This is a genomic window from Rathayibacter sp. AY1G1 (assembly GCF_002932095.1).
Classification (GTDB): Bacteria; Actinomycetota; Actinomycetes; order Actinomycetales; family Microbacteriaceae; genus Rathayibacter.
The window spans coordinates 40,456-54,139 of record NZ_PSUZ01000015.1 but is presented as its reverse complement, the minus strand read 5'-3'; the positions used below and the strand labels follow the sequence as shown (position 1 = coordinate 54,139).

Here is a 13,684-nt window from a genome sequence, read left to right as displayed (position 1 = left end):
CGGGCCGTCCTCTGCAGGGAGTCCTACGAGACGTTGTCGTGGTACGACGCGTTCTTCGTCTCCTTGGAGAGCAGGAGCGCGATCAGCGTCAGCACGGCCGCGGCGCTGAGGTAGAGGCCGACCAGCACGGTGCTGCCGCCCGCCGCCCTCCAGAGCGCGACCGCGATGATCGGCGCGAGGGCCGCTCCGAGGATCGATGCGAGGTTGTACGCCATCGCCGAGCCGGTGTAGCGGACGTTGGTCGGGAACAGCTCGGGGAGGACGGCGCCCATCGGGCCGAAGGTCAGGCCCATCAGCGTGAAGCCGAGGATCAGGACGGCCATGACGCCCGCGAAGCCGGCGCTGAACAGGGGCACGAAGAGCAGGCCGAACACGAGGATCGCCGCGGTCACCACGAGCAGCGTCCGCCGGCGGCCGAAGCGCTCTGCGAGCGGGCCGGAGACGAGCGTGAAGATCCCGAAGAACACCACGCCGACGATCAGCATGACGAGGAAGTCGTTGCGCGTGTAGCCGAGGCCCGGAACCGCGCCGTCGACGGGTGAGGTGCCGTAGGTCAGCGTGAACGTGGTCATCAGGTAGAAGAGCACGTAGGTCGCCAGCATGATGAAGGTGCCCAGGATGAGCGGGCGCCAGCTGGTGACGAAGACGCGGGCGAGGGGCAGCTTGGCGACCTCGCCCTTCTCGACGACCTTCTGGAACGCGGGCGTCTCGACGAGCTTGAACCGCACGTAGAGCCCGATGATCACGAGCACGGCGCTCGCCAGGAACGGCACGCGCCAGCCCCAGGCCGCGAACGTCTCGTCGCTCATCGTGCTCGCGAGCACCAGGAACAGGACGTTGGCGACGATGAAGCCGATCGGTGCGCCCAGCTGCGGGAAGGTGCCGTAGATGGCGCGCTTGCCGGCCGGTGCGTTCTCGGTCGCGAGCAGCGCGGCTCCGGACCACTCGCCGCCGAGGCCGAGGCCCTGGCAGAAGCGCATCACCACGAGCAGGAACGGAGCGAGGAACTCCCAGCCGGGCGTGAGCGCGGTGGGCAGGCAGCCGATCAGGAAGGTCGCGACGCCCATGGTGAGCAGTGAGGCGACGAGGGTGCCCTTGCGGCCGACGCGGTCGCCGAAGTGGCCGAAGATGATCGACCCGATCGGGCGCGCGATGAACGCGACGCCGAAGACGGCGAAGGAGGCGAGGAGGGCCGTGGCCGGGTCCTCGTTGACGAAGAAGAGCGACGGGAAGACCAGGACGGCGGCGGTCGCGTAGGCGTAGAAGTCGTAGAACTCGATCGAGGTGCCGATGAGGCTGGCGAGGATGACGCGGCCGCGGGAGTTCTGCGGGGCGGCTGCTGGCGCGTCGGAGACGGCGGGAGAAGACATGAGGGAGGGGCTCCGTGTGGACGGCGACTCCCCCTGAGCCGGCGGGGCGGGGCGTCGATCGGGCGTCGCGGACCGCTGGGGCGAGGGGGAGGAGAGAGGGGTCGCTCGTGACGACCCGACCACTTTACTCCGTGTTCTCCCAGGTTCGTGTGCTGGCGGCCCCAGGACGGGGGCCGCCCGCAGTGGTTCAGCTGCGCAGCGAGCGGAGGAGCAGAGCGGTCGAGACCGCCGCCTCGGCCGCCTCGCGCCCCTTGTCCTCCTTCGAGCCGGGAAGGCCCGCGCGATCGATGCCCTGCTGCTCGGTGTCGAGGGTGAGCACGCCGAAGCCGACCGGCTTGCCCGTCAGGATCGAGACGGTGGTGAGCCCGGAGGTGGCGGCGTCCGAGACGTACTCGAAGTGCGGGGTGCCGCCGCGGATGATCACGCCGAGGGCGACGACCGCGTCGGCCCCCGCCTCCAGGGCCGCCTTCGAGGCGACGGGCAGCTCGAACGAGCCGGGCACGCGCACGAGCGACCAGGATGCTCCGGCCTCGTCGAGGGCTCGGCCCGCTCCGGCGATCAGGCCGTCGCTGATCTGCTCGTGCCAGGTGCCCGCGATGACGACGACGCGCAGTCCCGCGCCGTCGAGAGGGGAGGTGGTGGGGGCGCCGCTACCGGCCATTGCTACTCCTTCGTGGTGGCGCCGGCGATCCCGGCGTCGAGGGCGAGGCCGGAGATCCCGGCGTCGAGGGGGTCGTGGTCGAGGACGCTGTCGAGGGTGTGGCCCATGCGGTCGCGCTTGGTCTCGAGGTAGCCCTCGTTGAAGGCGCCGACTCCGACGACGAGCGGCACGCGCTCGGCGACGACGATGCCGCGGTCGGTGAGCTGGCGGACCTTCTCGGGGTTGTTGGTGAGCAGGCGCACCTCGGTGAGGCCGAGGTCCTCGAGGATCCCGACCGCCGCTCCGTAGTCCCGCGCGTCGGCGGGGAGCCCGAGGGCGAGGTTCGCGTCGAGGGTGTCGAGGCCGTCCTCCTGCAGGCGGTAGGCGCGCAGCTTGTTGATCAGGCCGATGCCCCGGCCCTCGTGCCCGCGGAGGTAGACGACGACGCCGCCGTCCCGCTGGATCGTGTCGAGGGCGGCGTCGAGCTGGGGCCCGCACTCGCACTTCAGCGAGCCGAACGCCTCGCCGGTCAGGCACTCGGAGTGCACGCGCACCAGGGCGGGCCGCCCCGCGGCGACCTCTCCCGCGAGGATCGCGACGTGATCCGCTCCGGTCTGCCGGTCGCGGTAGGCGCGGATGCGGAACGGGCCGTGGGTGGTCGGCACCGTGGTCTCGACCTCGAAGCTCACGCGCGCGCTCTCCGGGACCGCGACCGTGACGGGCACCTCCGCGTCGCAGTGGAACTCCTGCAGGTACGCGATGAGGGCCGCGACCGTGGTCACCGGCACGCCCTCGCGCTCGCCGAGAGCGATCAGCCCGGGCAGGCGCATCATCTCGCCGTCCTCGGCGACGATCTCGGAGATCGCGCCCACGGGGTACAGGCCGGCGAGCTTCATCAGGTCGACCGCCGCCTCCGTGTGCCCGTCGCGCTCGCGCACGCCGCCGTCGACGGCGCGCAGCGGCAGGATGTGGCCGGGGCGGTTCAGGCGGGAGGGGGTCGCCTCGGGGTCGGCCAGCACGCGGAGGGTGTGCGCGCGGTCGGAGGCGCTGATGCCGGTGGAGAGCCGGTCGGCCGCGTCGACGGACAGCGTGTAGGCGGTGCCGCGCGGGTCCTCGTTCTCGACCACCATCAGCGGCAGGGCGAGGCGGTCGGCGATCTCGTTGGTCATCGGCGCGCAGATGAACCCGGAGGAGTGGCGGACCATCCAGGCGATCGTCTCCTGGCTGGCGAGCTGGGCCGAGACGATGACGTCGCCCTCGTTCTCGCGGCCCTCGTCGTCCGCGACGATGATCGGGCGCCCGGCGCGCAGCGCCTCGACGGCCTCGGGGATGGTGGCGAGGCTCATGAGCGGGCCTCCGCGATCGAGCGCAGTGCGAGCATCCGCTCGACGTGGCGGGCCAGGACGTCGGTCTCGATGTTGACCTGATCGCCGATCGCGCGCGCGCCCAGCGTGGTGACGGCGAGCGTCTCGGGGATCAGCGAGACCTCGAACCACTGCTCCGGCTCGGCGGCGGGGCTGATCGCCGAGACGGTCAGCGAGACGCCGTCCACCGCGATCGAGCCCTTGTCGACGACGAGCGGAGCGATGCCGGTCGGCAGCGAGAACCGCAGCACCCGCCAGGCCTCCCCCGGTGCGATCGCGAGCAGCGTCGCCGTGCCGTCGATGTGGCCCTGGACGATGTGGCCGCCGAGCCGGTCGCCGACCAGCGCGGCGCGCTCGAGGTTCACGGGGTCGCCGACGCCCACGGTGTCGAGGGTCGACATCCGCAGGGTCTGCGCCATGACGTCGGCGGTGAAGCCCTGGTCGGTGTGCTCGACCACGGTGAGGCAGACGCCCGAGACCGCGATCGAGTCGCCGTGCCGCACGCCCTCGACGGCGAGGGGCCCGCGGATGCTGAGGCGGATCGCGTCGGCGCCCGCCTCGACGGCGGTCACGACGCCCTTCTCCTCGATGATTCCGGTGAACATCAGTGGGTCTCCATCTGCAGGGCGAGGGGGAGGCGGGCCGGGGTGCCGGCACCGCCCGCGGGGAGGACGTCGGGGCGCGCGGTCACGAGGAGGTCGTCGCCGAGGATCTCGACCGAGCGGAGGGAGAGGCGCCGGGCCCCGCCGATGCTCTCCACGCCGAGGTCGCCGAGCGCGAGGCGGGGGCCGCCGAGGAGCGCGGGCGCGAGGAACACGAGGTACTCGTCGACCAGTCCGTCGGCGACGAGCGCGGAGGCGAGGGTCGGTCCGGCCTCGACGTAGACGCTGCGGATCTCGGCGGAGTAGAGGTGCGCGAGGACCGCGGCGAGGTCGCGGGTGCGCTCGACCACGACGGCGCGGGGGTGCTCGTGCAGGCGGGCGCCCGGCGGCACGGGGCGCGTGCCGACGACGACGGGTACCGGCTGGTGGGCGAGGAGCTCGCCTCCGTCGCCGCGGGCGGTGAGCGCGGGATCGTCGGCGAGGACGGTCCCGGTGCCGACGAGGATCGCGTCGTGCGCGGCACGCTGCTCGTGCACGCGCTGCCGGGCCGCCGCTCCGGTGATCCAGCGGCTGCTGCCGTCCGCCGCCGCGGTGCGGCCGTCGAGGGTCGAGGCCCACTTGAGCGTGACGAAGGGGCGGTGCAGGCGGGTCGCGGTGAGCCACGGGTGGAGGAACTGCTCTCCCTCCTCGGCGAGCACGCCCTCGATCACCTCGACGCCGGCCTCGCGGAGGGTGCGACCGCCGCCGGCCGAGCGCTCGCCCGGGTCCGGCACGGCGTAGACGACGCGGGAGACGCCCGCCTCGATCAGGGCGCGGCTGCAGGGACCCGTGCGCCCTGTGTGGTCGCACGGCTCGAGCGAGACGACGGCCGTCGCGCCCTCGGCGGCGCCCGCCGCGACGTGCGACAGGGCGTCGACCTCGGCGTGCGCGGTGCCGGCTCCGTGGTGCCAGCCCTCGCCGAGGACGGTGCCGTCGGGCGCGAGGATCACGCAGCCCACGCGCGGGTTGGGTCCGCGGGCGGGCCCGCGCTCGGCGAGCGCCAGCGCCCGGCGCATCGCGTGCTCGTAGTCGATCGTCATTCCCGGTTCTTCCGTTCGTCGCCGAACTCCGGGGTCTCGATCGACGGTGCGCGGGCACCGTCGCTCAGCATCGCGCGGTGATGCGCGACGCTCGTGCTGCCTCTCCTCCGGACTTTCACCGTCGGTCCTGGAGTTCCACCAGGTCAACCGCCGCCCCTCTCGAGGGGCTGCGGCTCGCGGACTGTGACCGCCGGTTCGGAATTCCCACCGACCCCGGAGCACGTGCTGTCCGGTCAGCCTACCCACCCGCCGCCCGGCGGGAGCCTCCGCGCGTCACACTCCCGGCGCACGGTCGGCTGGCGCGGGGCGGGCGGCGCTCGGACGCAGGGGCCGGGTCGCGCTCGTCGAGTCCCGCGCGACGGAGGGCGCTCGGTTCAGTTCCGGTGCTCGTCCACCCAGCGCGGGAAGGGGTCCGCGTACTCCGCCCAGGCGGCGGGGCCGGCCAGCAGCTCCTCGGGGGTGAGCAGGCAGCTCTGCAGGACGGCGGTCAGCCTCCCGGTGTCCAGGCCCGTCCCGAAGAAGGCGAGCTCCTGGCCGAGAGGCGCGTCCTCGTCCCAGCTGAGCAGGCTGGTCGGGTCCAGCGTCAGCACGTCGCCGGCGACCGACCACGAGCCGACCCGGTCGGCGCGCGTCGCCAGGCGCACCAGGCCGCGGGAGCGGAGGATGCGGCCCACCTTCTCCGCCACCAGCTCCCCGTGGACCGCCGTGCTCAGGCGGCCGGGGTGGAAGGGCAGCGGATCGCGGAACACGAACTCCTCGACGGTCGTGCCCGAGGCGCGGCGCCGCGAGGTCCCGTTGAGGGCGCACTGCCAGCCCATCGAGGAGGCGATCGCGTGCGCGCGCCGGGGGTGGAGCCTCCGTGGCGCCGCCGGGAGCTCACCGGCGGGGAGGAGATCGGCGGTGGGGGCGAGTGCTCGCAGGAGGTCGCGGACGAGTGCGGTCCGCTCGGGGTCGCTCTCGGAGAGGGGCTCGGCGAGGGCGACGAGGCTCGAGAACTCCAGGCGGGCGGCGAGGCGCTCCGCCGAGTCGAAGGAGGGGCCCGCGCCGCCGCAGAGCACGCGCAGGATCTCCTCCGTCGACGTCACGGCGACCACGTCGAGGATCGCGATGCGGGTGTCGGCGGGATGCCGCTGCGCGCAGAGGTGCTCGAGCACGAGTCCGATCTCGAGCGGGTCGGCCTGGCCATCGAGGGCGACGACCGTGTGACCGCGGTGGCCGTCGTCGGCGTCGGCCGCGAGGCGCCGGTGGAGCTCCTCGGCGAGAGCGGGACCGTCGGCGCCGGGCGGATCGACCTCGAAGGCGATCCGGGACTCGGGCCTGCCGGCGAGGAGCGCGGCGGTCCGCCCGGCGTCCTGGGGGTCGGTCGCGCTGACGAGGGTGACGGCGAGGACGGGGGGTGCGGGGTGGTGGGGCTCCATGGACCGCTACTCTATCGATAACAGTTCTCATTAACGACAGGAGCATCCGTGAAGGTCCGCAACTCCCTCAGGTCGATGAAGGCGCAGCCCGGCTCGCAGGTGGTCCGCCGCCGGGGCCGCGTCTTCGTGATCAACAAGCTGAACCCGCGCTTCAAGGCCCGTCAGGGCTGAGTGCCGACGGGAGGGTGCGAGCCCTCCCGTCGCGCACGGCCTCAGTGCTCGTCGTAGTGGCCGGCGTGAGCGGCGTGCTTGTGGCCGTCGTGGACGAAGTCCACGTGGTCGTCGTGCTGCACGGTCTCGTGGCCGCAGGCGTCGCCGTGCTCGTGGTCGGCGGTCGAGTGCTCGGCCTCCGACTCGTGCTCATCGTAGTGGTCGCCGTGCAGGGCGTGGTGGTGCGTGCCGTGGACGTAGTCGACGTGGTCCTCGTGCTGCACGGCCGGATGGCCGCAGCCCTCGCCGTGCTCGTGCTCGGTGACGGGGTGCTCGGCGTGGAGATCGGTGGTGCTCATGGTGCTGCCTTTCCGGATGCGGGGGCCGCGGACGCGACGGGCTCCAGTCGACCAGATCCATAAACGCATTGCAATGGATGCGCCTAATCGAGAGCGATCATCGTTCCCGACAAGGACGGAGGTCACCCCTCCAGGGCGTGCCGGACAGCGTCGTCGACGATGTGCGTGACGTGGGTGTCGGCGACGGAGTAGTGCGCCTCGCGGCCCACGCGCTCGACCGCGACCAGCCCGGCGGTGCGGAGCATCCGCAGGTGCTGCGAGACCAGCGGCTGCGAGAGCCCGGTCACCTCGGCCAGCCGCCCGACCGTCGACGTCTCCTCGGCGAGGGCCCGGAGCAGGCGCAGCCGGGAGGAGGAGGACAGCACCTTGAAGAGCTCGGCGGCGGGTTCGAGGTCCTCGGTCATCTGCTCATGTAAGCAGAGGTGCATGCGCCGTGTCCGCGCGGCGCCCCGCGCGCCTCCGGCTACCCTCGGTGCGATGGACGAGGACAGGTACGGGCAGGACGTGCTCGCCGGCGACTGGCGCGCCCGCGGCAGGGTCGAGGTGGCGGTGGTCGAGGCCGAGCGCGATCTGGTGGTCGAGGAGGTCGCCTCCGGCTTCGTGGGTGCCGTGCTCGGCGTGGAGCTGCGGATGGTGCGGCTGGAGGACCGGTTCGGCAAGGTCCGCGTGTTCCCGCTGGGGCCCGGGTTCCTCCTCGAGGGGAAGCCCGTGTCGCTGAAGGCGCCCGGGCTGAAGCGCGACGCCGGCCTCGGTCGCGCGCGCTCCGCCTCCGGCTCCTTCCACGTCGCCGACGCGAAGGCGCGGGTCGCCCTGCCCAGCCGCATCTACGTCGAGGGACGGCACGACGCCGAGCTGGTCGAGAAGGTCTGGGGCCACGACCTGCGGGTCGAGGGCGTCGTCGTCGAGTACATCGAGGGCGTCGACAACCTCGACGAGCTGGTGCGCGAGTTCCGGCCCGGTCCGGGGCGCCGCATCGGCGTGCTCGTCGACCACCTGGTGCGCGGCTCGAAGGAGTCGCGGATCGCCGAGCAGGTCGCCGCCGGTCCGCACGGCGCCCACGTCCTCGTCGTCGGCCACCCCTACATCGACGTCTGGCAGGCCGTGAAGCCCGGCCGGATCGGCCTGGAGCGCTGGCCCGAGATCCCTCGCGGAACCGAGTGGAAGCACGGGATCTGCGAGGCGCTCGGCTGGCCGCACGAGGAGCAGGCCGACATCGCGCGCGCCTGGCAGCGCATCCTCGGCCGGGTGCGCACCTTCCAGGACCTGGAGCCGGCGCTGCTGGGCCGGGTCGAGCAGCTCATCGACTTCGTGACGGAGCCCGCATGACCCGGCACGCGGGCCTCGGCCTCGCCCTCGACGCCGTGCTCGTCCTGGTCTTCGTGCTGATCGGCCGCGGGAGCCACGACGAGGGGTCGGCGCTGATCGGCCTGCTCACCACGCTCTGGCCGTTCCTGGCGGCGCTCCTGCTCGGCTGGGTCGTCACGCGCTCGTGGCGCTCCCCGGACCGGATCGTGCCCGCCGGGCTCGTCGTCTGGGCGGTGACCGTCGCGGGCGGGATGCTCCTGCGGATCGCCTCCGGGCAGGGCGTGCAGTGGAGCTTCGTGATCGTGACGGCCGTCGTGCTGGCCGTGTTCCTCCTCGGCCGCCGCGCTCTGACGCGGCTGATCGCCCGCCGGCGCTAGGCGGACCGGCGGCTCAGCCCACCCGCACCCCGAAGTGCTCCGCGAACAGCGGCAGCAGCAGGCTGAGCTGCAGCTCGGAGAGGGTGGCGCCGCGGAGGCCGTCCAGCCCGGTGAGCACGTGCAGCTCGGCGCCGCGCAGATCGAGGTGCTCGATCCGGGCCCGGGAGAGATCGAGGGAGCGGACGTCGCAGTCGACCAGGCGCAGCCGCGTGCCGGTCGCACCCGCCAGGTCGAGCTCGTCGATCGTGCAGCGCTCGACCAGCACGTCGCGCACCGCGGCTCCGCGGAGGTTCAGGTAGCCGAGCTTGCAGTCGGCCACGCGCACCTGCTCCCAGGTGCTCTCGTAGAGCTCGGCCGAGCCCAGCCGCGAGGCGAGCAGCTCGACGGATCGGAGCCGGCTCCGCGGCGCCGAGAGCCCGGGGACGTCCAGCCGCTCGAGCCGCGACTCCGCGATCGACGCGGCCCGCAGCTGGGCGCCGTCCAGGACCACTCCCTCCAGCGCGCACTCGCTGAAGGAGGCCGCGGTGAGATCGGCGCCGGTGAGGTCGGTGCCGGCGAAGCGCAGCCCTTCGGCGTGCTCCCGGGCGCCCGTGTCCCCGGCGTACCCCTCGGCGAGGCCGTCGAGGAGGAGGGGGTCGAGCCGGGGAGGAGCGGTCGCGTCGCGCACGCGGCGAGCCTAGTGCTGGCACCATGGCGGCATGCCCCGCCTGCTCGCTGTGTGCCGCGTCGCCCGCCTCCTGCCCGACTCCGGCACGGTCGGCGTGACCGCGATCGACAAGCGGCCGGTCGAGGGTCCCATCGGAGTGCGCGACTTGGGCCTCTACGGCGACGTGCAGGCCGATCGCGCGCACCACGGCGGCCTCGACAAGGCGCTCTACGCCTACTCCGACGAGGACGCGGTCTGGTGGGCGGAGCGCCTGGGGCGGCCGGTGGCCGCGGGGGTGTTCGGCGAGAACCTGCGGATCGCGGGCCTCGACGTGAGCGGAGCCGTGATCGGCGAGCGCTGGCGGATCGGCGAGGCGGTCGAGGTCGAGGTGACGATGCCGCGGACGCCGTGCGCGACGTTCCAACGGGCCCTCGGAGAGCCCCAGTGGGTGAAGCGCTTCGCCGACGAGGGGCGCACCGGCGCGTACCTGCGGGTGCTGCACCGCGGATCGGTGGAGGCGGGCGACGCCGTCGAGGTGCTGAGCCGGCCCGGGCACGGCGTCCCGGTCGACCGCTGGTACCGCGAGCACAGCCCGGCGGACGCGCAGGCGCTCCTCGAAGCGGAGGAGGCGGGTGCGCTCCGGCCGGCTCCGGCGCTGCGGGCGTCGATCGAGCGGGCGCTCGCCTGACCCGGTCTACTCCCCGCGCGCCTCGCGCTTGAGGCGGCGCTTGACCGCTCGCTCCGTCAGCACCGTCAGGTAGTCCTGCACGGGCCGGTCCTGCAGGTCCGCGAGCTCCTCGCGCACGAGCGGCGCGACCTGCTCCTCGGAGTGGTCGGGGAACTTCTTGCGCACGTTCGCGGTCACGTCGCGCACCACCTGGTCGAGATCGAAGTCGGTCGTCATGCGGAGATCCTGGCCCCTCCAGGTGAACAGGAGGGGCGCGGAGCCCACGGCCCCGCGCCCCTCCTCCGTGCCGATGGTCAGCTCGCGGCGACGGCGATCTCGTTCGGCGTGACGTCGAGCTCGCCCGTGGCGACGACCTCTCCCGTGGTGAGGTCGACGGCGTGGATGCTGTCGGCGGCCGGGTCGGTCACGTAGGCGATGTCCCCGGCGACCGTGATCGCGGGGTGCGGGTCCTGCCACTCGACCGGGCTCTCCCACGCGTCGACGACGGGGTAGGAGGCGGTCAGCTCGCCGGTCTCGGGGTCGAGGACGTGGATCGCGCCGTCCGAGGCGATCATGTACGCCAGGTCGTCGGGGCCGCGGGCGACGCCGCGGAAGGTGTACTCGACGCCCTCGGGCAGGTCGACGACGTCGAGGGTCTTCGCCTCGGTGTCGATCAGCGCCACGCGGTGCAGGAGGTAGCCCTCGGCGTCGCGGTCGTCCTTGTAGTCGCCGACGATGATCGGGCTGGTCTCGCTGACCCAGGCGTTGCCCATGCGGCCGTACGGCTGGTCCGGAGCCTCGAGCTTCGTGATCTCGCCGCCGTCGTAGACCAGGGCGCCGTTCTCGCAGCCGAAGACGACGACCTCGTTCTCGGCCGTGCCCTCTCCGTGGACTCCGGGGCACTGGTCGTTCGTGGCCGTCACGGCGCCGGAGGCGTCGCGCACCTCGATGCCGGTGCGCCCGTCGGCGTCACCGACCGTGGTGAGGAAGGTGCCGTCCTCGAGGACGATCGAGACGCCGTGGTGCGCCTCGACGCCCGGGATGGTCTCGGTCTCGGGCATCCCGTCCGAGGACGCCAGGTCGGCGGTCTCGAGGACGGTCGTGTCGCTCGTGCCGTCGGCGTAGAGGACGGTCTTCCCGGCGTGCCGGACGACGTGGCCCGGGGTGTCCGCGGGGAAGACGATGTCCGTCAGCTCCGGCTCGCCGCTGGTGCCGGCGGCGGTGTCGAGGAGCTGGAACCCCTCGCTCATGGTGACTATGACGTGGCGGTCGTCGCCGGCGGGGTTGAGGCGGGTGAACTCCTCGGAGTCCAGGTCCGCGACGGTCTCGAGGGTCTCGCCGTCGAGGACGAGGATGCCGCCCTCGTAGGCGACGGCGACGCGGGCGCCGGCGGCCGCCGCGGCCTCGGTGGCCGGCGCGGTGGACGCGGAGGACTCGGCGGCCGGGGTCGAGCTCGACGAGCAGGCCGCGAGGACCGTGATCGAGCAGGCGGCGATCAGGCCGAGGCCCGCCCGCCGGACGTGGGGATTCTGCATGGGTGCTTCTTCTTCCTGGTGGTGGATCGGAGGGCTCACGGGGAGAGCCCGGTGGCGATGCGCTGCGTGTTGACGCGCATCATGGCGAGGTAGTCGGGAGCGCCGCCCTCGGGCCCCGTCAGGGACTCCGTGAACAGCTCGACCACCTCCACGCGGATGTCGGCCTCGCTCGCGAGCGCCTGGACCAGGCGGTCGGGAGACGAGGACTCCGCGAAGATCGTGGGGACGCCGGTCTGCTCGACCGCGTCGACGAGATCGGCGAGGTCGGAGGCGGACGGCGCCGCGAGGGTCGTGCCTCCCGGGATGACGGCGCCGACGACGTCGAAGTCGAAGCGGTCGGCGAGGTACCCGAAGACGTGGTGGTTGGTGACGAGGGCGCGGCGCTCGGCGGGGATCGCGGCGAACGCCGCGGCCATCTCGGAGTCGAGCCGCTCGAGCTCGGCGCGGTAGCCGGCCGTCCGGTCCCGGACGGCGGCCGGATCGACGCCGTCGAGCGCGGCGAGCACGGGCCCGAGGGAGTCGACGACGTCGATCATCCGGCCGGGGTCCGTCCAGAAGTGCGAGTCCGGGCTCCCCTCCGCGTCGCCCTCGCTGTAGTCGAGGACGTCGACGGCGTCGCCGGCGACGAACGCGGGGACGTCCTCACCGGAGGCCTCGTCGAGGTGCTGCTGCAGGCCCTCTTCGAGTCCGAGCCCGTTCGAGACGACGAGGTCGGCGGAGCGCAGGCGCGCCGCCTCCTGCGCCGAGATCTCGAAGGAGTGCGGGTCGGCGTCGGGCTTCATCAGCGTGACGACCTGCGCCTCGTCGCCGACGAGCTCGCCCACGACGTCGCCGAGGATGTTGGTGGAGACGATGACGAGGGGCCTCTCGTCCTCCTCCGCGGACGTGCAGCCCGACAGGAGCAGGACCGCCGCGGCGGACGCGAGGGCCCAGCGGCGCCTCATCGGCCCGTCTCCGCCGTGAAGGCCGGCTCGGTGGCGGTCTCGAAGGTGCGGGCGAGGCGCGCGCCGTCCGCGTAGTCGATCTCGTGCAGCTTCCGCTCGGCGGGTGCGCTGAGGTAGGCCCGCTGCTGGTCGGCGATCAGGACGGGCCGCGAGCCGTCCGCGGTCGTGTCGGCGACGAGGGGCGCGGTCTCGGCGAGGACCGCGCCGTCGGAGCCGTCGAGCACCAGCACGCGGCCGTCGGCGGCGAGGGCGAGGACGGTCTCGTCCGCGTCGTCCACCGCGGTGACCTGCGCCAGCGGGGCGGGAGAGGGGAGGAGGCTCCAGGAGCGCTCCCGGGTGTCGAGGAGCCAGATGCCCGCGTCCCCGGCGAGGCCGGCGACCGTGGGGCGGCCCTCGCGGTTGTCGAAGGAGGCGGCGGGTGGCGCGGTGGTGCCGGCGGGGTAGGGGATCCGCTCGACGATGAGCTCCTCGTCCTCGATCGACGCCAGGAGTGCGCCGTCGGAGCAGCCGATGACGGCGCCGACGCGGGTGGTGATCGTCCCGGCGGGGTCGGGGCAGGCCTCGCGGAGGCCCGTCGGCTCGCCGTCCGAGTCGTAGCCGGCGACGGCCGCTCCGGATCCGGACCCCTCGGTCACCAGTGCGGACGAGCCGACGGGCACGACCATCCCGGGTCCGGGCTCGACGTCCTTCCGGAACCGCTCGACGATCGCGCCCTTCGACAGCGCCTCGGTGTCGAGGAGGACCGCCTCGCCGGAGTCGGGGAAGAAGAGTCCGGTTCCGCCGGTGGTCGAGAGGTTCGTCGTGGCGACGACGGCCGTCCCGGAGCCCTCGACCGTGCCGATCAGGCGGGGGTCCGCGCGGTAGTAGTGGAAGTGGTCGACGTGGTCCCAGGTCCACACGCCGCTGTCGACGATCTCGACGCCCGCATCGGTCTGGGCGAAGAGGTAGCGGCCGTCGGTCGTCATCGCGCTCGGTGCGCCGATGGTGCCGAGGCCGGTGACCGTCTCGTCGAGGAGGTCGAGGTGCGACACGGCGCCCGACGGGTCGATCGTCGTCAGCCCCAGGCGCGGCTCGGCGAGCTCGGCGGCGTTCGCGACGGCGCCGTGGCCGGAGCCCGTGTCGTCCGCGGCCGGCGCGGAGGCATCGGTCGAGCAGGCGGCCAGGCCCAGCGCGAGAGCGCCCAGGAGGACGGTGGAGGCGGTGGTTCGGGAGTGCACGGAGTCCTTTC

17 protein-coding genes and 1 riboswitch are annotated in these 13,684 nt (G+C 73.3%); of the genes, 4 read left to right on the top strand and 13 right to left on the bottom strand.

Going from position 1 to position 13,684, the window contains the following annotated elements; genetic code table 11:
- Positions 1-23: 23 nt before the first annotated feature.
- From C5C36_RS10080 to C5C36_RS10055, 6 genes are all read right to left on the bottom strand, one after another.
- Positions 24-1,370 carry an MFS transporter gene (locus C5C36_RS10080; RefSeq protein ID WP_104222221.1) on the bottom strand — a complete coding sequence of 449 codons (1,347 nt, stop codon included), beginning with the start codon at positions 1,368-1,370 and terminating at the stop codon, positions 24-26.
- Positions 1,371-1,557: 187 nt separating this feature from the next.
- A complete protein-coding gene (gene ribH, locus C5C36_RS10075) occupies positions 1,558-2,031 on the bottom strand; it encodes a 6,7-dimethyl-8-ribityllumazine synthase (protein WP_104222223.1) in 474 nt (157 codons plus the stop codon).
- A gap of 2 nt (positions 2,032-2,033) precedes the next feature.
- A complete protein-coding gene (gene ribA, locus C5C36_RS10070; RefSeq protein WP_104222225.1) occupies positions 2,034-3,356 on the bottom strand; it encodes a GTP cyclohydrolase II in 1,323 nt (440 codons plus the stop codon).
- Positions 3,353-3,979 (bottom strand): riboflavin synthase, encoded by a 627-nt coding sequence (locus C5C36_RS10065; RefSeq protein WP_104233719.1) that lies wholly within the window; start codon positions 3,977-3,979, stop codon positions 3,353-3,355. Before C5C36_RS10065 ends, ribA begins: the two co-directional genes overlap by 4 nt.
- The gene (gene ribD, locus C5C36_RS10060; protein ID WP_258072254.1) at positions 3,979-5,055 is read right to left on the bottom strand and encodes a bifunctional diaminohydroxyphosphoribosylaminopyrimidine deaminase/5-amino-6-(5-phosphoribosylamino)uracil reductase RibD; all 1,077 of its coding nucleotides are present in this window, start codon (positions 5,053-5,055) and stop codon (positions 3,979-3,981) included. Before ribD ends, C5C36_RS10065 begins: the two co-directional genes overlap by 1 nt.
- Before the next feature lie 91 nt (positions 5,056-5,146).
- Positions 5,147-5,279: riboswitch (FMN riboswitch) on the bottom strand.
- Positions 5,280-5,429: 150 nt separating this feature from the next.
- Complete coding sequence (locus C5C36_RS10055) at positions 5,430-6,473, bottom strand: GTP-binding protein (RefSeq protein WP_104247338.1); 1,044 nt, start codon at positions 6,471-6,473, stop codon at positions 5,430-5,432.
- 48 nt (positions 6,474-6,521) lie between these two features.
- Between C5C36_RS10055 and ykgO the strand changes: the two genes are divergently transcribed.
- Entirely contained in the window at positions 6,522-6,644 is a 123-nt protein-coding gene (gene ykgO, locus C5C36_RS10050) for a type B 50S ribosomal protein L36 (protein WP_104226896.1), read from the top strand.
- Between the two features lie 41 nt (positions 6,645-6,685).
- Here the strand turns inward: ykgO and C5C36_RS18045 are convergent, their stop codons facing one another.
- Positions 6,686-6,982, bottom strand: a complete 297-nt coding sequence (locus tag C5C36_RS18045) for a hypothetical protein (RefSeq protein ID WP_104222233.1) — start codon at positions 6,980-6,982, stop codon at positions 6,686-6,688.
- Between the two features lie 122 nt (positions 6,983-7,104).
- On the bottom strand, positions 7,105-7,386 hold the full coding sequence (locus tag C5C36_RS10040; protein ID WP_104222235.1) for a helix-turn-helix transcriptional regulator: 282 nt from the start codon (positions 7,384-7,386) through the stop codon (positions 7,105-7,107).
- Between the two features lie 73 nt (positions 7,387-7,459).
- On the opposite strand from C5C36_RS10040, the gene C5C36_RS10035 reads away from it, so the two are divergent.
- Positions 7,460-8,308, top strand: a complete 849-nt coding sequence (locus C5C36_RS10035; RefSeq protein WP_104226898.1) for a DUF3097 domain-containing protein — start codon at positions 7,460-7,462, stop codon at positions 8,306-8,308.
- A complete protein-coding gene (locus tag C5C36_RS10030) occupies positions 8,305-8,664 on the top strand; it encodes a DUF3054 domain-containing protein (RefSeq protein ID WP_104233715.1) in 360 nt (119 codons plus the stop codon). The genes C5C36_RS10035 and C5C36_RS10030 overlap by 4 nt, the downstream gene beginning before the upstream one ends.
- 13 nt (positions 8,665-8,677) lie before the next feature.
- On the opposite strand, the gene C5C36_RS10025 is transcribed toward C5C36_RS10030, so the two are convergent.
- Positions 8,678-9,331, bottom strand: a complete 654-nt coding sequence (locus tag C5C36_RS10025; protein WP_104288194.1) for a pentapeptide repeat-containing protein — start codon at positions 9,329-9,331, stop codon at positions 8,678-8,680.
- Between the two features lie 31 nt (positions 9,332-9,362).
- Between C5C36_RS10025 and C5C36_RS10020 the strand changes: the two genes are divergently transcribed.
- Complete coding sequence (locus C5C36_RS10020; RefSeq protein WP_104309681.1) at positions 9,363-9,998, top strand: MOSC domain-containing protein; 636 nt, start codon at positions 9,363-9,365, stop codon at positions 9,996-9,998.
- Positions 9,999-10,004: 6 nt separating this feature from the next.
- On the opposite strand, the gene C5C36_RS10015 is transcribed toward C5C36_RS10020, so the two are convergent.
- From C5C36_RS10015 to C5C36_RS10000, 4 genes are all read right to left on the bottom strand, one after another.
- Positions 10,005-10,214: a three-helix bundle dimerization domain-containing protein gene (locus tag C5C36_RS10015; RefSeq protein WP_104262881.1), complete on the bottom strand. Its 210-nt coding sequence runs from the start codon at positions 10,212-10,214 to the stop codon at positions 10,005-10,007.
- A gap of 77 nt (positions 10,215-10,291) precedes the next feature.
- Positions 10,292-11,512, bottom strand: a complete 1,221-nt coding sequence (gene aztD / locus C5C36_RS10010; protein ID WP_104309680.1) for a zinc metallochaperone AztD — start codon at positions 11,510-11,512, stop codon at positions 10,292-10,294.
- A gap of 35 nt (positions 11,513-11,547) precedes the next feature.
- Entirely contained in the window at positions 11,548-12,456 is a 909-nt protein-coding gene (gene aztC / locus C5C36_RS10005; RefSeq protein ID WP_104250617.1) for a zinc ABC transporter substrate-binding protein AztC, read from the bottom strand.
- Positions 12,453-13,673, bottom strand: a complete 1,221-nt coding sequence (locus tag C5C36_RS10000; RefSeq protein WP_104226905.1) for an ABC transporter — start codon at positions 13,671-13,673, stop codon at positions 12,453-12,455. The genes aztC and C5C36_RS10000 overlap by 4 nt, the downstream gene beginning before the upstream one ends.
- Positions 13,674-13,684 lie beyond the last annotated feature (11 nt).